The organism is Mycobacterium sp. 1245805.9 (genome assembly GCF_001672915.1).
GTDB lineage: Bacteria > Actinomycetota > Actinomycetes > Mycobacteriales > Mycobacteriaceae > Mycobacterium.
Map to the genome: position 1 here is coordinate 1 of NZ_LZKR01000068.1, position 17,816 is coordinate 17,816.

The following is a 17,816-nucleotide window of genomic DNA, read 5'->3' on the forward strand; positions in this document are numbered from 1 at the left end:
TCCCTGATGCCCCCGCGCGGGCCCCGATCCCGGTGCCGGAGGCCCCGGCGGCCGCGCCCGCGCCGCCCCCGGCCGTCGCGCCCATCCCGGTGCCGATCCCGCTGCCCATACCGGGCATCGGCGGTCCGCCGGGAGGCGTGTTCGGCCCGCCCGGCGGCGCATACGGGCCGCACGGCGGCGGCGAAGGCCCGCGCGGCGGTGGCGGCTTCCCCGGGTTCCCCGGCGGTGGCGGAGGCCACGGCGGCGGCCCGTTCGGCGGTGGCGGCGGCTTCGGCGGCGGTCACGGCGGCGGCCGCCACTAGGCCTTTCACCGCCACCTGTCATCTCCCGTTTGCCTCCCGATTAGCGGCCCGATGCAGTTAGCTCATCGCGGCCACCTACACACGGTGGTATGCGATGCACCGTATTTGGCACCGGTTACCTGGGTGCCACGCACGCAGCAGGGATGGCCGAACTAGGACACGACGTCGTCGGCGTGGACATCGACGCCGGCAAGGTGGCCAAGCTGGCCGCCGGGGAGATCCCGTTCTACGAGCCCGGCCTGCGAAAGTTGTTGACCGACAATCTCGCTGCCGGACGGCTGCAATTCACCACCGACTACGAGATGGCGGCCGACTTCGCCGACGTGCACTTCCTGGGCGTGGGCACGCCGCAGAAAAAGGGCGAATACGGCGCCGACCTCTGCCACGTCCATGCGGTCATCGACTCGCTGGTGCCCAGGCTCACCAGGCCGTCGGTGCTCATCGGCAAGTCGACGGTGCCGGTGGGCACGGCGGCCGACCTCAACGAACGGGCGGCCGCGCTGGCACGCCGCGGGGTCGACGTCGAAATCGCCTGGAACCCAGAGTTTTTGCGCGAGGGCTACGCGGTGCACGACACCCTGCACCCGGATCGGATCGTGCTCGGCATTCACGCGGGTTCGACGCGCGCCGAGGCGGCGGCCCGCGAGATGTACGGCCCGCTGCTGGAGGCCGGGGTGCCCTTCCTGGTGACCGATCTGCAGACCGCCGAGCTGGTCAAGGTTTCCGCCAATGCCTTTCTGGCGACCAAGATTTCGTTTATCAATGCCATCTCCGAGGTGTGCGAGGCGGCGGGCGCCGACGTCAGCCTGCTGGCCGACGCGCTCGGCTACGACCCGCGGATCGGGCGCCAATTCCTCAATGCCGGTTTGGGTTTCGGCGGCGGCTGTCTGCCCAAGGACATCCGCGCGTTCATGGCGCGCGCCGGCGAGCTGGGCGCCGACCAAGCCCTGACGTTCCTGCGTGAGGTGGACAGCATCAACATGCGCCGGCGCACCCGGATGGTCGAGCTCGCCACCACCGCGTGCGGCGGCTCGCTGCTGGGTGCCAACGTCGCCGTGCTGGGTGCGGCCTTCAAACCCGAATCCGACGACGTCCGAGACTCGCCCGCGCTCAACGTCGCCGGGCAGCTTCAACTCAACGGCGCCGCGGTCAACGTGTACGACCCCAAGGCCTTGGACAACGCGCAGCGGCTCTTCCCGACGCTGAACTACGCGGTGTCGGTCGAAGAGGCCTGCGAGCGGGCGGACGCCGTGCTGGTGCTCACCGAGTGGCGCCAATTCGTCGACCTCGACCCCGACGACCTCGCCGATCGGGTGCGGGCCCGCGTCGTTGTCGATGGCCGCAACTGCCTGAACGCCGCCCGCTGGGAGCGGTCGGGGTGGCGGGTGTTCCGGCTCGGGGCGCCGCGGCCCTAGCGGCCGGTTAGGCCAGGCCGTTGTTGCCGGCCGAGCCGAACAGCCCGCCTGCGCCGCCGGTGCCGACGTTGCCCTCCGGCGTGCCGATCCCGGCATTGCCGCCCGTCCCGCCGTTGCCGACAAGCACGGCGGCGCCGCCGTTGCCGCCGTCACCGCCGCGGCCGGTGACGCCCTGGCCGCCGGGTCCGCCGTCACCGCCGTAGCCGACCAGTGCCGCGTTGCCGCCGTGGCCGCCGTTCCCGCCGGTGGTCTCGCCGACCCCGCCGGCCCCGCCCGCGCCGACCAGCTGCGTAGCGTGCCCACCGGTGTAGGCGTCGTCGATGTCGTCGGGGACGGCGCTGTAGGCCAGCGCGTTTGCGTCGGCGGTGGCCGGCGTGTCGAAGTAGCCGGGGGCGACCGCGAACGGATCGATGGCGCCGGTGCCCGGATCCTGCGCGTAGGCCAGCGCCGCGGTGGACGACGCGAACAACGGCGCGTTCGCCGACGCCAGCGCCGCCCCCCGGGCCAGTGCGGTGTCCGGCTCCTCGGGCGCCGTCAGCGGCAGCGTCGTCGCCGCCTCCAGCGCCGGCTTGATCATCGGGATGTCGATGCCCGAGCCCATGACGAACACGGCGTCGGGCCGCGCCTCCAACGCCTCGGCACCGGCGACCATCGAGGCCAGCTGGGTCACCGCCGCCTCGTCGTCGGTGGGCAGGGGTTGGCGGTAAACGTCGGTGACCGAGCCGTCCGCGCTGTCGACGACCGCCAGGGTCGCGGTGTCGGGCTCGATGTACAGCAGCGCCGTGCGCGCGTAATTCGTCTGGTTGCCGACCGTCTGGGCCAGCGCGGCCGCGGCCAGAAACGCCGAGACCAACATCACGTTCTCGACCTTGTGGGCGGCCAGCGCGTCACGCAGCGCGGCGGCGTCGATCGGGTCGGTGAACGTGACGCCCGTCGACGCCAGCTGGTAGCCGCCCTCGGCCGCGCCCTCCCGGGTGCCCAGGATCGCCGAGACTACCTGGTCGGCCGCGGTGACGGTTGCCGCGTCGTCGTCGGCGGCAACGTCGAAGTTGTCCTCATCGACGGTGGCGCCGTCGCCGTTCTCGCCTTCGACCAGCACCATCCGGACGGCCGTCGGCGCCATTGACACACCAAGTACGGTGTCCAAAGCTCCTCCATCGTCGTTTGCTAGCCAGCGGGAGCCAGGAACCTGGCCGACGCACGCGTTAACAACTGCTGAACGCCTCGAGTCCCCACCCTGTATTCCCCTGGCCCCCCGATTTTACGCGGTTTCGCCCCGTCGGCGACCGGGCTAGGGACCCAGGACTCCGTGCCCCAAGTGGCGGCGCAGCCACGCCCAATGGTCGTCGTGATCATCGTCCCTGGGCAGCGGCGGCAACCACTGAGGAAGGGGGTTGGAGCTCGGCCCCGGATTCGGGCCGGCCGGCGCGGGGGCCGGCGGCGCGGGCGGTGCCGCCGGCGGGGCTTTCGAGGGCGGCGCCGCCTGGGGCGCCGGGGCGACGACGTTCTTGCCGACGTCCGGTCGCTGGTCCACGTGCGGGCGAATGCCGACGGCGAGCGCCACCGTCAGGGCCACGGCGCCGACGACGAGTATCGCGGCCGCACTGAGGATTGCCAGCATCTTTCGGCTGTCGCGCTCGCCGTGCTCCGGGTCGTCGCCGGGCGCCGGCTCCACCTCGGCGCTGTATGCCAGTTCGCGCGCCGGTTCCTGCACGTATGGCATCTCGACCGTGCTCGGCGCCCCCAGTTGTTCGTTCGCCGATGCCAGCGCGGCCCCTCGCGCCAAGGCCATTTCGGGTTCCTCGGGCGCCGTCACCGACAGCGACGTCGCCGCCTCGAGCGCCGGCTTGATATGCGGGATGTCGACGCCGGAGCCGACGACGAATACGCCGTCGGGGCGGGCGCGCATCGCTTCGGCGCCCGCGACCATCGCGGTCAGCTCCGACAGCGCCGCACCGTCGCCGTGCGGCAGGGGTTTGCGCTGCACGTCGGCGATGGACCCGTCCGACGTGTCGACGACGGCGAGCGTCGCGGTGGCCGGCTCGACGAACAACAGCGCCGTGCGGGCGTAGTTGGTCGCGCTGCCGACCGCCTGGGCCAGCGCCGCAGCGGCCATGAACGCCGAGACCAGCATGACGTTCTCTATCTTGTGCGCCGCCAACGCATTTCGCAGCGCCGCGGCGGCGGACTGATCGGTCCACGTGACCCCGCTGGACCTCAGCCGATAGCCGCTCTCGGCCGCGCTTTCGCGGGTGCCCACTATGGCCTCGATCACCTGCTCGACCGCGGCGGCACCCGGCATCGGAAAGTCGGCCTGGTCGATAGTTACTCCGCCGGCACCTTCACCCTCGACGAGCACCATGCGGACCGTCTCGGGTGCCAATGACACCCCCAGGACGACGTCCACCGCTCCCCCATTCTCCAAACTGGTTCGCTGACAATCTGATTGCCCGACCCCTAGTCCGCCACCCTAGCCCGCGAAGCCGGACCGGCGCGGCGGCGGCGAACCGTTACCGGTGCCCGAAGCCACCAAATCCGTGGCCACCACCGAAGCCGTGTCCACCGCCAAACCCGTGGCCACCGCCGAACCCGTGCCCGCCGCCGAAACCGCCGAAGGGGCCATGCCCACCGAAGGGCCCGTGCCCGCCGAACGGGCCGCGGCCGCCGCCGAACGGACCGCGGGCCGCCGGTCCCGGTCCCCGCGCTGCCCCCGCCGGTGTTCGTTCCCGTGCCCCGCGTGCCGGTGCTCGGGCCACCCGTGCCCCGGCTGGAGGGCGGTGGCGGCCCGTTTGGCGGCGGACCGGCGGCGCCGCGGGCGCCGGGGCGGCCGCTGGCGGGAGCGGGGCGATGGGATGGGGCACGGCCACCGGCGCGGGCTCCGGGATTTTCGGCTGGGCCTGGGATACCGGCGCGGGCGCGGGTGGGTGCGTCGGGGCGACGATGTTTTCGTTCGGGCTGGGCCGCAGCGCCACCGTGGGGCGGATGCTGATCGCGAGCGCAATCTCGAGCACCACAACAGCGCTGATGAAGACCACCGCCAACATGCTGCCGACCAGCGCAATGGATTTGCGCCGCTGCGTGCCGTCGTCCGGGCCGAGGGCGGTGCCCGCGTCGACGTCGTCGTCAGCCACCGCGCTGTAGGCGACGTTGGGCTTGCCTTTGGCGTCCGAGGGCTCCGGAAGGGGCAGGTATTCGGGCTGATATGCCGGCAGCAATCCGGGAAACTGGCCGGCCAGCGCCAACGGGTCGACCTCGCCGGTGCCGGGGTCCAGCGCGTAGGCCAATGCCGCTGTCGACGAAGCGAACAACGGCGCGTTCGCCGACGCCAGCGCCGCGCCGCGCGCGAGCGCCATCTCCGGTTCGTCGGGCACCGACAGCTGAAGGGATGTGGCGGCCTCCAGCGCCGGCATGATCAGCGGGATGTCGACGCCGGAGCCGACGACGACGACTCCCTCCGGGCGCGTTTCCAGCGCCTCGGCGCCCGAGACCAGCTCGACGAGCTCGGCGACGGCCTCGTCTTCGTCCTCGGCGAGAACGCGCCGGTGCACGTCGCAGATCGACCCGTCCGCGCTGTCGACCACCGCCAGCGTGGCGGTGTACGGCTCGACGAAGAGGAGCGCGCTGCGCGAGTAGTTGGTGGCGTCGCCCACGGCCTGGGTGAGCGCGGCCGCGGCCATGAACGCCGAGACCAGCATGACGTTCTCGACCTTGTGCGCGGCCAGCGCGTCGCGCAGCATGGCGGCCTCGACGTGATCGGTCCAGGTGACTCCCGTCGAGAGCAACTGGTAGCCGCCCTCGGCCGCGCCCTCGCGGGTGCCGAGGATGGCGGACACCACCTGGTTGGGCGCCGTGGACGGCCCCGCGGAGCCGGGAGCATCCAGGCCGACGTCGAACTTCTCCTCGTCGACGGTGGCCCCGTCGGCGCCTTCGCCTTCCACCAGCACCATGCGGACGTTCGTCGGCGCCATCGAGACGCCGAGCACGATGCCCACCAACGCTAGATATCTCCTCGGCTAGTTTGCTGTGTCACGGCGACAATGGACCGATGACACGATTACTCGCTTAGTTACCACGGATTTACGGCCACAGCAGCGCGCGGGCTCGATAATCCGGGATTAGCTGGGCGTTATGAAGTTCTGGTTCGTGGCCAGCGCGGTTTTTCGACTTGCCCGATCTCTCGACCGTACCCGCACCACCACGAGGTGTTAAGCACAAGTCGGCTTGCGTTAACCGTCTTGCAACGGCGCGTAACGTCCGGCCGGCTAGTGGTGCCCGCCGCCGCCGTGGCCGCCGCCAAAGCCGCCGCCACCGTGGCCGCCGCCGAAGCCGCCGCCACCGCCGAAGCCGCCGCCACCGTGGCCGCCGCCGCCGAAGGGCCCGCTGCCGCCGCCGCCGAACGGACCGCCACCGCCACCACCGAACGGACCGCCACCGCCGCCGAATGGCCCGCCACCGATCGGACCGCCGCCGCCATGACCGCCGCCGAAGGGCCCGCCACCACCGAACGGCCCCCCGCCGCCGCCGAACGGACCGCCGCCAACGGGACCGCCGCCGATCGGACCGCCACCAATCGGCCCACCGCCGCCAGAACCTCCACCGGGAATGTGGATCGGCCCGCCGCCGCCAAACGGCCCACCGCCGCCGCCGAACGGCCCGGGTCCGGTGGGTTCACCGCCGCCGGGGCCTGCACCGGGGACGTGGATCGGGCCGCCGCCGCCAAAGGGGCCACCGCCGGGCCCGCCGGGGCCGGTGCCCGGTATCGGGAGGTGGCCGCCGCCGGGGCCGCTGCCCGGGATGGGTAGCGGGTTTCCCCCTGGCGGCTGGAGCGGCGGCGAATGTGGAACCGTGCCGCTGCCGGGAACCGGCAACTGCGGCTGCGGGACGTGCACGGGCGGTTGCGGCACGACGGGCTGGGGTATCGGCAGGCGCGGCGCCTGGATGACCGGCGGGCTGATCACCGGGTTGGGAATGGGCACGTGGATCGGGGGCGCCGGAATCGGCGCGACGGGCGGGACCACGACCGGGACCGGTATCACCGGATCGATCGGGGGAGCCGCGGGAGGCGGCGGAGCCGCGGGGAGCGGTGCGGGCGCGGGCGGGTTCAACGGCTTGGGCGCCGACATTGGTTGCGGCAGGTTGATCTTCGGCATCGCGGGGGCCGCCTCGACCGGCGCGGGCGCCTGTTGCGTCGGGACGATGAGGTTTTGGCCGGGAGTGGGCCGCAACGCCACGGTCCCCGTCGCGCGGATGCCGACGGCCAGCGCGATCTCCAGCGCAAGCACCGCGCTGATGCCAACGACCGCCAAACTGCTGCCGATCAGCAGGACCGGCCGCCGCCGCGGTGGCTCCGGTTCTTGGACGAACAGCTTCTCGATGAGCACGGTCGGGGCGTCGGCGTCGTCGTCGCGCACCGCGCTGTACGCCAGATCGTCGCCGAGTTCGGTTCCGGCGCCGAGGTATTCGGGAAGGAGGTAGTGGTCGACGGCGCCCGTGCCGGGGTCTTGGGCGTAGGCCAGGGCCGCGGTCGACGACGCGAACAACGGCGCGTTCGCCGACGCCAAGGCGGCACCGCGGGCCAGCGCGGTCTCGGGCTCCTCCGGCGCGCTCACGTCGAGCGACGTCATCGTCTCCAGCGCCGGCTTGATCGGCGCGATGTCGACGCCCGAGCCGATCAGGAACAGCCCGTCGGGCGCCAGTTCCGTCTTCTCCAGCCCGGCGACCATCCCGCCGAGCTGGGTGATCGCGTCCTCGTAGGACTCGGCATAAATCGGTTGCTTGTAGACGTCGGCGATGGAACCGTCGGAGGTCTCGACGACGGCCAGGGTTGCGGTGTCGGGCTCGACATACAGCACCGCGGTGCGCTCGTAACCCACTGCGCCGCCCACACTTTGGGCCAGCGCCGCCGCCGCCAGAAACGCCGACACCAGCATGACGTTCTCGATCTTGTGGGCGGCCAGCGCGTCGCGCAGCGCGGCCGCCTCGAGCTGGTCGGTCCACGTCACCCCGATCGCCGACAGCTCCAGGCCGGCGTCGGCCGCGCCTTCGCGGGTGCCCAGGATGGCGGCGACCACCTGGTCGGGTGCGCTCGCCGTGGCCGGGTCGTTGGCAGCGGTGACGTCGAACTCGTCCTCTTCTACCGTTGCGCCGTCGGCGTTTTCGCCCTCCAAGACGACCATCTGGATCGATGCCGGTGCCATCGACACCCCGAGCACGACGTCCAATACAACCCCCTCCAAAGGTATGCAAGCGAAACCATGGTCGAGCGGGCGGTAACCACGGACCAGTACATCTTCGCGTAAATACGCTGTGGCGGAGCGCTGTCTAAGCTATGTAGACCTTATGAAGTTCTGGTACGAGCGCGACGGCGTCGGTCCCCGCTGACCCTGATACTTCGACCCTACGTGGGAGCTGCCGTAGGGGTGTTCGGCCGGACTCGTCAGCCGCAGAATGCACAGCTGACCGATCTTCATCCCCGGCCACAGGGTGATCGGCAGGTTCGCGACGTTGGACAGTTCGAGGGTGATGTGCCCGCTGAACCCGGGATCGATGAAGCCGGCGGTCGAGTGCGTCAGCAGACCCAACCGGCCCAGCGACGACTTGCCCTCCAGGCGCCCCGCGAGGTCGTCGGGCAGGGTGAACAGCTCCAGCGTCGACCCGAGCACGAACTCGCCCGGGTGCAGCACGAACGGTTCCCCGTCGACGGGTTCCACCAGGCTGGTCAGCTCGTCCTGCTGCTTTGCCGGGTCGATGTGGGTGTAGCGGGTGTTGTTGAACACCCGGAACATGCAGTCGAGGCGCACGTCGATGCTCGACGGCTGCACCAACGTGTCGTCGTACGGATCGATGCCCAAGCGGCCGGAGTTGATTTCGGCCCGGAGATCGCGATCGGAGAGCAGCACCCGCTGAGCCTATCCGCTGCTATGCGGCCGTCGTCCCGGCTTCAGTCCGCGAGGTACTCTTCGCCACCCTTGGGGTAGCCGCCCCCGGTGGTCGTGACGTGGACGTGGTCATAGTGGCCGAGCCTGCTCGCTTGCGCTCCGCCGGGCGTGTAGTAGACGCCACGCCAGATCGCGTCCTGGATGCCGAAGCGCGACGCGTTCTTCATCACGTACGCGACGATCGCGTTGCCCAGCGCGATGCCCTCGGAGCTGCCCGGGTCGGGAATCATCACGTCGATGGCCAACCCCATGGGGTGCCAGGGCAGCGGGTCCGGTCGCACGCCGCCGATCTGGTGGATCTCGGGGAACTGCACGCTGATGGCGCGCTCGACCAGGATCGTCCGGACCTGCAGGCCCTGCTCCGGCGCGATCCCGACGGGCAGGAAGCGCGACCGCGTGTGATACCTCGACGCCGCGGCCAGCCGAGTGTCGGGCGCTTTTGCGGACGTATTCGCCGCGGCGGTGACGATTTGCAGGCAGCACGGCTCGACGTCGCTGATAACGGGTTTGGCCTCTTCGTGAGTCGGTAATGGACGGACATCCGCCGCGGCCGCGAAGAAGATACCCATAGGAGCAAGCACCGCAGCCAGGGCTACTGGTGACTTGCGTCTCTTTTTGGCTAACCGATGCCGACCCACGCAGAGCACATTACGGGCAGATCACGGAATAATAAACATCGGCCGCCTAAGAATCGCGGTCGCGCCAATAGCGCCATTCGCGGGATGCTTTGTCTGTCGGATCGGTACCCGCAGCGCGGCGAGGCATGGGCTGCTCGGGTGCTGCCGACATTGGACAACTGCGCCGAAACGAAAGATGAACGCTCGGTTGAACTTTGGAACGGGCGAGCAGAAAAGCCCGGCGCCGGGAACTACATGACCCAGGGCAGCTCTAAGCGTTGCTTCGGGTGCCTCGTCTCGTCCGAGTGTCATGTGGAGCCTTGAAGGTGGTGGGGAAATGACCAAGAAGATGTTGGGATGCATGCTCGGCGCCGCGATGGCCCTAATGCTGTCGCCTGCAGCCGTCGCCAGCGCCGACGATAAGGACGCCGAATTCACCAACTACCTGGCGTCGAACGGCATTCATCTTGGTAACGCGTCCCAGACCGGGACCATGGGCCGCACGATGTGCCAGGACCTTTCCGCCGGGTACAGCCAGAACGATGAGGTCGACCAACTGAAACTTCGGATGGACCAGAATCAAGCCCGGCTGTTCGTCCTCGCTGCCACCGCGGAGTACTGCCCCGAGAAGCACAAGTCCTAGCTTCAGCTTCCGCGCGTCGCCGCCGCTTAGCCAAAGCGCGTCAGGCGAGTGAGAGGCATGCGCTCGGCTACCCCTTCCAGTACGTCGTCTGGGCAATGAAGTCGGCGAGCCGCACTTTCGGAGATGCGGCAGACGCGCTCAGGGCTGCTTTCGAACCGGATTGTGCAGCGACCTGTCACTCAGCCGCTAGACTGTCACCGCTGTAAAGCTTGCGCAGCTCACAGCGACCACGCCGATGTAGTTCAATGGCAGAACATCAGCTTCCCAAGCTGAATACGCGGGTTCGATTCCCGTCATCGGCTCCACGCTGACCAGGACACTCCCGCCGCTACACCGCTATGCCTAGGGGACCTATAACCCGCCCGTACCCCGAACGAGTCCCGTCGGTCGTGCTGCCGCGGGTCCGGTACGCCTCCGACTGCGCCCATCAAAGTTGTGCAGGACCTGCCAAGAAGTGCGACGGCGGCGCGCGCCCGGACCGGGATCATCCGCGCTCATCGCCGACATCCGGTCGGGCCGGATCAACGCGCGCGATCGGGTGAGCCCTCTGGCGGATCGACCGGATCGCGGAGACGATCGCGGCCCTGATGCCAGGCGGGGTCACGCGCACGGTTCTCGACCACGACCGATAGATGGAGTACGCAAAGCGTCGGGCGCTTCGATGCGAACCTATGATTGCGCAGCACGACTTGAAATGGATGAGCAGCAGGAGATCATGAGCACGACACAGCTTGCCTTGGAGGGTATCCGGGTCATCGACATGACCCGCGTCTTCGCCGGCCCGATCAGCGCGCAGATACTGGGCGACCTCGGCGCTGACGTCATCAAGGTGGAGCGGCCGGGCAGCGGTGACGAAGGGCGCGCTTACGGTCTTGCCTCGGTCGAGGGCAAGGATGGCAAGGACCTTCGCCAGTCCGGCTTCTTCACCGCGTCGAACCGCAACAAGCGGTCGATCACGGTCAACCACTCCAAGCCGGAGGGGCAGGACATCCTGCGTGCTCTGGTCAAGACCGCGGACGTCCTGATCGAGAATTACAAGGTCGGCGACCTCAAGCGGTTCGGGCTGGATTATGAGAGCCTGCAAGCGATCAATCCCCGCCTCATCTACTGCTCGATCACCGGCTTTGGCCAGACTGGGCCGATGGCGGCGCGCGCGGGCTACGACGGGTTGTTCCAGGCGAGCGGCGGCATGATGGCCGTGACCGGCATCCCCGAAGGCCAGCCTGGCGCGGGGCCGGTGAAGGCCGGTCCCAGCCTGGTCGATTTCGTGACCGGCCACAACAGCGCCATCGCGATCCTCGCCGCGCTGCACCATCGCAACAACACGGGCGAGGGCCAGTACATCGACATGGCGCTGCTCGACAGTTCCGTGGCGATGATCTGTCACATCATGCAGGACTATCTCATCAACGGCGTCCAGCCGGAGCGTCTGGGCAATGGCGGCAACGGCGGCGGTCCCGCCGACCTCATCCATGCGCGCGACGGCATGACGTACATTACGGCCGGCAGCGACGCCCACTGGCGGCGCATGGCGGAGTTGATGGGCCAGCCCGAGCTCTACGCCGACCCGCGCTTCGACACCAACGCCAAGCGGGCCAAGACCAATCGCGCGGAGTTGATCGACATCATCAACAAGTGGAGCCGGCAGTTCACGACGGAGGAGCTTCAGGCGAAGTTCGATAGCGTGGGGATCCCGGCCGCGCGCTATAACGATCTGGCGGAGGTCTGGGACGATCCGCAGGTGCAGCACCGGCGCCTGCGCGCGACGACGCCGCATGTGTGGGCCGCCGCCGGATCGGTCGACCTGATCGGCAGCCCGCTGGCGGGCATGCGCGCGACGCCTGCGACGATCCGCCTCGCGCCGCCGCTGATCGGCGAGCACAACGCAGAGATACTGGGCGAACTGGGCTATGACGCGGCGCAGATCGCGGGCTTGCAGGAGCAGGCGATCATCTGATCCCGGGTCACAGCCCAATGTCGCAGTCGATGGTTCAATCTTTTGGGCGCGGGGCCGGCGACGCCTAGCCGCCGAGATACGTTGGCGCGCAAGGGTGTCCGTCGGAAACGAGTAGGGCGGCCGTTAGGGCCGCCCTGGCTTTTATCGGATTGTCTTTTGCTCAGTACCAGCACCGGAAGGGGCCCTGCCAGCCGGGAAAGCCGCAGTGAATGCGCCAGCGGCCGCTGTAGCCGTCGAGCGCCGGGAGCCATTGGGTGACGGGCGCCGGCACCGTGGCCGTGGCGTCGACGTTCGGCGCCGGTGCGGCGTCGTCGGCGTGGCTCGGCGAGGCGAAGCCGACCGCGGTCGCGGTGAGCGTCCCGATCAGCAGGGCGCCGGCCATGCTGCGGCGCCGGAATCCGCTCGCCGTGGTTCGCGTGGTGACCCTTGCGGTGGCGTGGGTCTGGATGGTGTTCGTTGAGGTGTTCATGGCATCGATCGTTCATCCGGCGGCGGCGCCGCAGTAGCCCGATGAACCATCGATGCCATGAGAACGAAAAGCCGCCACTTCGGGGCCATACAGTCGTATCGTCAAGCCGTGAACTCCGAGGGCCCGCGGCCGCACCCGCGCTGGATCATCGCGGCGATCTCGACTGCCCTGTTCTGCGTGCAGATCGATTACTTCGCGATGAACCTCGCGCTGCCCCGCATGGCGTCGGACCTCGGCAGCACCACGACGGATCTGCAGTGGGTGATCAGCGTCTACATGCTGGCCCTCGGCGCCTTCATGGCACCCGCGGGCCGCATCGGGGACATCTTCGGACGCCGCCGCACCCTGCTGATCGGGATCGCGCTGTTCGGAATCGCGTCGGTGTTTTGCGCCATCGCGCCGTCGGCGGCGGTGGTGATCGCCTTCCGCGCGGTACAGGGGCTGGGAGCCGCCCTCATCTTTCCGGTGTCGGTGAGCGTCCTGACGAACACCCTGCCCGCTGAAAAGTCAGGCCGCGCAATCGGATTGGCCTACGGCATCGCCGGGTTGGGTAACGCGGCCGGCCCGCTGGTGGGCGGGTTGCTGACCCAGACGCTGGGCTGGCGCTCGGTGTTCTGGATGCTGGTCCCGCTATCGGCGATCGCGATCCTCATCGGCGTGCGGGCGATCCCGGAGACGTTCGACGAGACCGTGCCGCGGCGCGTGGACATCCGGGGCCTGGCGCTGATCACAACGGGCATCGGGCTTTTCACGTTCGCCTTCGACCGGGCGCCGACCTGGGGCTGGCTGTCACCAGCCGTCGTCGGCGTGTTCGTCACCTCCGTTGCTCTGCTCGGCGGGTTCGTCGCCGTCGAGACGCGAGTGCGCTTCCCCCTGATCGACCTGTCGCTGCTGCGCAACCCGCGCTTCACCGTCCTGGTGGTCGCCGGAACGGTGGCCAACATCGCGTACGTGGTGACGGTGTTCATGTCCACGGTGAACCTGCAGCAGGTGCGTGGACTCGACCCGCTGGCGGCAGGGCTGGCCTTCCTCGGCCCGTCTGCGGGCGCGGCGCTCGGCGGCCCGATCTCCGGACGCCTGGCATCCCGCAACGCGCCCTTCGCGGTGATGGGCATCGGCTGCATCGCGGCCGCGGTGTCGCTGGCGGCGCTGGCCGCCTCCGATGACTTCGCGGTGTATCTCGCCGCGCTCACCGCGTGTGGTTTCACCATGGGCCTGGTCTACGCGTTCACCACGGTGGCGACCCAGGCGGTCGTGGCACCCGAGCGGGCGGGCGAAGCCGCCGGTGTGACGTTGACGTCCCTGGTGACGCTCGCCGGCGTCGGGGTCGCCGCGTCGAGCAGTGTGCTGGAGGTCTTGCAACACCACGGCCTCAGCACCGGCCACGGCATCAAGGCCATCCTGTCGGCGGCCGCCGCCCTGCTGCTCCCCGCGGGCTTGGCCGTGCTCTGCTTCGCACGCGCCAGGACCCGCTCGGCCGGCCCGAAAGCCGTTGCCCAAGAACCGCTCTTGAGAGAGGCGTGATCACGATGGTTGAAGCTACGGTGGCGACGACGGCGAAAGACGATGGCGTCAGCCCATTGTCGCGGAGCCGGACCGTGTTCATGGTGGCCGCGTTGGCGCTGTCGGTGATGTCGTTCATGCTCAACGCCACCATGCTTGGCCCGGCGTTCCGCGACATCAACATCCATCTCGGCCCGCACGCGTACGCGTCGATGTCCGCCTACTTCTATCTCGCCGGGGCGATCGCCAACGTGGTGCTGATCCGGTGGAGCGACTTCATCGGCCGCAAGCGCGTCCTGGTCGGCATCCTGGCTCTGGTGTGCATCGGGACGCTGCTGTGCGTCGTGGGCACGTCGCTGCCGGTGGTGATGGTGGGCCGGGTCATGCAGGGCAGCGCCAACATCACCTACGGACTGGCCTTCCTGATCCTGCGGGAACGCCTCAGCGGCCCCGCATTCGGGCTGTGCTGCGGCGTCATTTCCGCGATCAACGCCGGGGTGGGCGGCGTCGACGCGCTGCTCGCCGGGGTGATGGTCGACCGCTTCGGATTTCGGTCGATCTTCGTCTTGACCCTCGTGGTCGGCATCGGCGCGTTGGCGCTGGTCTGGCTGGCGGTCCCCGCCGACGAGCGCAGTCGCACGAGCCCCGGCCGGATGGACTGGGCCGGAGCCGTCCTGATCGCGGTGGCGGTCGCCGGCCTGAACCTGTACGTCTCCAACGGAGATCACGCGGGCTGGGCCTCGCCGCTGATGGTCGTGTGTATCGCGACGGCTGCCGCCGCCTTCATCGGCCTCGTCGCGGTCGAGAGACGCGTAGCGACACCACTGATCCACATCGATCAGATGGCCTCGCGTTACGCATGGCCGCTGATCGCCGTGACCATCCTGGTCTTCGCGTCGTTCATGGTGGTGCTCAGCTACATCGTCCCGTCCATCGCCCAGAACGACCGCATCGGCTTCGCCGCCAGCGGGACGGCGACGGCGGTGCTGTTCATCACCCCCGGCTCGCTGGCGTCGCTCGTCGCGGCCCCACTGGTCGGGCGGCTCGCCGCCAAGATCGGCTTCGTGACGATGCTGCGGGCGGGGCTGGTCGCCGCGGTGGGCGTCGTCGCGCTGCTCGCGGTATTCGCCCTCGACAAGACGATGGTCATTGTCCTGATGTTCTTGTTCGGAGTAGCGCTGGCCGTCGCGCTGACCCCGATGAGCGCGCTGGGCGTCCTGCAGGCGCCCGCGGACGAGCCGGGATCGCTGCCCGGGATCGCGAATGCCTCCTACGGCATCGGCGGCTCGCTCGGGTTCGCCTGGGCCGGAACGGTTGTCGGGGCGGGCACCGCGGCCAGCTACCACTCCGGGTTGTGGCTCTGCGTCGCCATCGGCGCCGTCGCCGTCGTGGCGAGCCTGATCCTGAAACCGCGGCCCAGCGTCACGACGGCCGGTAGCGGCCCCGCTCGGTGACGACCGCGGAGACGAGCACGGCCGGCGTCACGTCGAAGGCCGGGTTGAAGACGCCAGCGTCCGGCGGGGCGATGGGGATGCCGGCGAACGTCCGCAGTTCGTCGGGCGCGCGTTCCTCGATGGCGATCTCGGCGCCGGTCGGCAGCGACGCGTCGATCGTGGACGACGGCGCGACGACGACGAGCGGCACGCCATGATGGTGCGCCGCGATGGCCAGGCCGTACGTGCCGATCTTGTTGGCGACGTCGCCGTTGGCGGCGATCCGATCGGCGCCGACGAGCACACAGTCGACCAGGCCGCGCGCCATCGCCGCGGCGGCGGCGCCGTCCGGCTGCACCCGGTAGGGCACGCCCGCCTGCGCCAGCTCCCACGCCGTGAGCCGGGCGCCCTGCAGCAGCGGGCGGGTCTCGTCGACCAGCACCGACTCGACGAGCCCGCGCTCGTGCAGGTGCCAGACGACGCCGAGCGCGCTGCCCCATGCCACGGTGGCAAGGTGCCCGGCGTTGCAGTGGCTGAGCAGCCGCAGCGGGCGGCGATCGCATAGTTCTAGGACGATGTCGGCGGCGTGGGCCGACGCGGCGCGGTTGAGGCGTTCGTCCTCGTCGAGGATTTCCAGCGCCTCGGCGAGCACGGCGTCGGCGCCCTCGTCGAGCTTGTCGAGAGCGCGCCCGACTCCCCAGCTGAGGTTGACGGCGGTCGGTCGCGCCTTGGCGACTCGTTCGGCCGACGCCCGAACGTCGCCTCCCTCGCGGACCGCGAGCACGACGCCGAGCGCGCCCGCCGCCCCCAGCGCCGGGGCCCCGCGCACGGCCAGGCGGCGGATCGCGTCGATCAGCTCGTCGACGCTGCGCAGGGTGAGCTCGCGATAGTCGGCCGGCAGCGCGGTCTGGTCGATGATCGTGACCGCGTCGCCGTCCCAGTCGATGGTCCTGCGCACCAGCCGACCCTAACCCGCCCGGCCTGAGCTTCTTAAGGCCTACACAGCTTCGCCAAGATTCGGATACAGCTTTCCGCGCGACCATCGGTTAGCGGTCCGAGTGGTCTCTCCTCCGCCCACCGGTGACCGGCCGCCAAGACGCTGGGAGGCGTGGGTCGTGGATATCGTGCTGGGAGTCTCGCTGGCGCCAGACTCGGTTCAAATGGTGTTGCTGCAAGGCGAAAACGCCGACGGCGCAACGGTCGACGAGAAGGAGTTCCCCGTCACCGCCGCCGACGATTCGCCGACCGTCAGCGCCTCCGACCGGGCGATCGCCGCCATTCTGGGCACCCGCGAGGACGCCGTCGGTGCCGGCATCGAGCTGTCCGCCGTCGGGGTGGCCTGCACCGACCAGCTCGAAGCCAGGGCGATACGCGACGCGCTGGCCGCCCATAAGCTCGAGAACGTCATGCTGGTATCGACGTTTCTGGCCGCGGCGTCGTTGACCCAATCCGTTGGTGGCGCAATGGGTTACGAGCGCACCGCGGTGCTTTTCGTTGAGCCCGACACCGCGACTTTGGCCGTCGTCGAGACCGCCGACGGGTCGGTCGCCGATGTGCAGAAAGAACAGTTGGATCGCGCGTCCGGGGAGTGCACCACCGCGAAGCTGATGGAGATGGTCGCCGCGCTCGGCGAGGCGCCGGACGGCCCGGACGGCCTCTTCGTGGTCGGCTCCGGCGTCGATATCACCCCGATCAAGCCGTGGCTGGAAGAGGCGACGCCGCTCAGCGTGAGCACGCCGGAAGAGCCGGAGACCGCGCTGGCCCGTGGGGCGGCCCTGGCGTCCGCGAATGCACCGCTGTTTGCGTCGTCGACCGCCGCGCTGGCCTACGCGCAAGACCCCGGCACCGGTGCGCTCGACTCAAGCACCCTGCCCGAATACCTTCGTATCGCCGACGCCGAGACGGACGACGAATTCGCTTATAGCGCAGTGGAAGACGACGAGGCGAGCGCACCGACCGTCGTCATGGACCCCGCCGATCAGGAGGACGGCGAGCCCCGCTCCAGGCCGGGCCTGCTGGTCGGCAGCGCGGTGGCGGTCGCCGCCATCAGCGCGGCGATGGCGCTGGAGATCGCCCTGTCGGTCGGCGTCCACACGACGGTCGGCATGCTGCCTGCGCCGCTGCAGAATCTCCTTGCTCCGGCCGAGCACGTATTCGCGCCTGCGCCTTGGCAAGTGGCGGCCACCAAGGCGGAGGCACCCAAGCCTTTGAGTCTGCCCACGGGCGCGCCGCCGGCCGCGCCGGCCCCGGCCGCCGCGGCTCCTGCGGCTCCTCCGCCCGCGGCCCCGGTACCGCCGGCTCCGGTCCCCGCGGGTCCCGTTCCGGAGGCGCCGGCGCCGGCCGTGCCGTTTCCCGTCGTCGTGGTCCCGCCGATAGCGCCGCGCCCCCTGCCGCAGGTTTGGTTCCCTGACCCGCCGGCGAGCCCGCCCCTGATCCAGGCGCCGCCGCATCCGTCGCCGCCGGCCGAGCCACCGCCGGCCCACGTCCCTCCACCGCACTCGCCGCCATCCCACCAACCTCCGCCGGGGCACGGGCCGGG

General features: G+C 69.9%; 14 protein-coding genes, 1 tRNA gene and 1 pseudogene. 8 read left to right on the plus strand and 8 right to left on the minus strand.

Annotated elements, in window-relative coordinates:
• Together A9X00_RS31265 and A9X00_RS10145 are read left to right on the plus strand one after the other, a co-directional pair.
• The coding region (locus tag A9X00_RS31265) for a hypothetical protein (protein ID WP_197515119.1) at positions 1–302 on the plus strand (302 nt) is incomplete at its 5' end.
• An 89-nt stretch (positions 303–391) separates the two neighbouring features.
• Entirely contained in the window at positions 392–1,717 is a 1,326-nt protein-coding gene (locus tag A9X00_RS10145; protein WP_067152512.1) for a UDP-glucose/GDP-mannose dehydrogenase family protein, read from the plus strand.
• A gap of 7 nt (positions 1,718–1,724) precedes the next feature.
• Here the strand turns inward: A9X00_RS10145 and A9X00_RS10150 are convergent, their stop codons facing one another.
• From A9X00_RS10150 to A9X00_RS10175, 6 genes are all read right to left on the minus strand, one after another.
• Positions 1,725–2,840 carry a hypothetical protein gene (locus tag A9X00_RS10150; protein WP_369830736.1) on the minus strand — a complete coding sequence of 372 codons (1,116 nt, stop codon included), beginning with the start codon at positions 2,838–2,840 and terminating at the stop codon, positions 1,725–1,727.
• A gap of 168 nt (positions 2,841–3,008) precedes the next feature.
• On the minus strand, positions 3,009–4,124 hold the full coding sequence (locus tag A9X00_RS10155) for a hypothetical protein (protein WP_067152514.1): 1,116 nt from the start codon (positions 4,122–4,124) through the stop codon (positions 3,009–3,011).
• 103 nt (positions 4,125–4,227) lie between these two features.
• Positions 4,228–5,712, minus strand: coding sequence for a hypothetical protein (locus A9X00_RS10160; protein ID WP_082974981.1), 1,485 nt, complete (start codon positions 5,710–5,712; stop codon positions 4,228–4,230).
• Between the two features lie 267 nt (positions 5,713–5,979).
• Positions 5,980–7,938: a hypothetical protein gene (locus A9X00_RS10165; protein ID WP_067152516.1), complete on the minus strand. Its 1,959-nt coding sequence runs from the start codon at positions 7,936–7,938 to the stop codon at positions 5,980–5,982.
• Between the two features lie 105 nt (positions 7,939–8,043).
• A complete protein-coding gene (dcd, locus tag A9X00_RS10170) occupies positions 8,044–8,616 on the minus strand; it encodes a dCTP deaminase (protein WP_067152518.1) in 573 nt (190 codons plus the stop codon).
• A 41-nt stretch (positions 8,617–8,657) separates the two neighbouring features.
• Positions 8,658–9,293: a hypothetical protein gene (locus A9X00_RS10175; protein WP_067152528.1), complete on the minus strand. Its 636-nt coding sequence runs from the start codon at positions 9,291–9,293 to the stop codon at positions 8,658–8,660.
• A 316-nt stretch (positions 9,294–9,609) separates the two neighbouring features.
• Here A9X00_RS10175 and A9X00_RS10180 point away from each other — a divergent pair, with 316 nt between their 5' ends.
• The 3 genes from A9X00_RS10180 to A9X00_RS10190 all read left to right on the plus strand — a co-directional run bounded on the left by A9X00_RS10180 (position 9,610) and on the right by A9X00_RS10190 (position 11,872).
• Complete coding sequence (locus tag A9X00_RS10180; RefSeq protein WP_197515120.1) at positions 9,610–9,915, plus strand: DUF732 domain-containing protein; 306 nt, start codon at positions 9,610–9,612, stop codon at positions 9,913–9,915.
• A 231-nt stretch (positions 9,916–10,146) separates the two neighbouring features.
• Positions 10,147–10,220, plus strand: a tRNA-Gly gene (locus tag A9X00_RS10185).
• A 389-nt stretch (positions 10,221–10,609) separates the two neighbouring features.
• Entirely contained in the window at positions 10,610–11,872 is a 1,263-nt protein-coding gene (locus A9X00_RS10190) for a CaiB/BaiF CoA-transferase family protein (RefSeq protein WP_232006751.1), read from the plus strand.
• A 160-nt stretch (positions 11,873–12,032) separates the two neighbouring features.
• Here A9X00_RS10190 and A9X00_RS10195 read toward each other — a convergent pair whose 3' ends face one another.
• Positions 12,033–12,341: a hypothetical protein gene (locus A9X00_RS10195; protein WP_156772025.1), complete on the minus strand. Its 309-nt coding sequence runs from the start codon at positions 12,339–12,341 to the stop codon at positions 12,033–12,035.
• Between the two features lie 108 nt (positions 12,342–12,449).
• Here A9X00_RS10195 and A9X00_RS10200 point away from each other — a divergent pair, with 108 nt between their 5' ends.
• Complete coding sequence (locus A9X00_RS10200; RefSeq protein WP_232006753.1) at positions 12,450–13,865, plus strand: MFS transporter; 1,416 nt, start codon at positions 12,450–12,452, stop codon at positions 13,863–13,865.
• Between the two features lie 5 nt (positions 13,866–13,870).
• Positions 13,871–15,298: an MFS transporter gene (locus tag A9X00_RS10205; RefSeq protein ID WP_067152533.1), complete on the plus strand. Its 1,428-nt coding sequence runs from the start codon at positions 13,871–13,873 to the stop codon at positions 15,296–15,298.
• Here the strand turns inward: A9X00_RS10205 and mtnA are convergent.
• Entirely contained in the window at positions 15,267–16,235 is a 969-nt protein-coding gene (gene mtnA, locus A9X00_RS10210; protein WP_067152524.1) for an S-methyl-5-thioribose-1-phosphate isomerase, read from the minus strand. The genes A9X00_RS10205 and mtnA overlap by 32 nt on opposite strands.
• Before the next feature lie 202 nt (positions 16,236–16,437).
• Between mtnA and A9X00_RS10215 the strand changes: the two are divergent.
• Positions 16,438–17,816, plus strand: a pseudogene (locus A9X00_RS10215) (hypothetical protein); the annotation flags it as partial.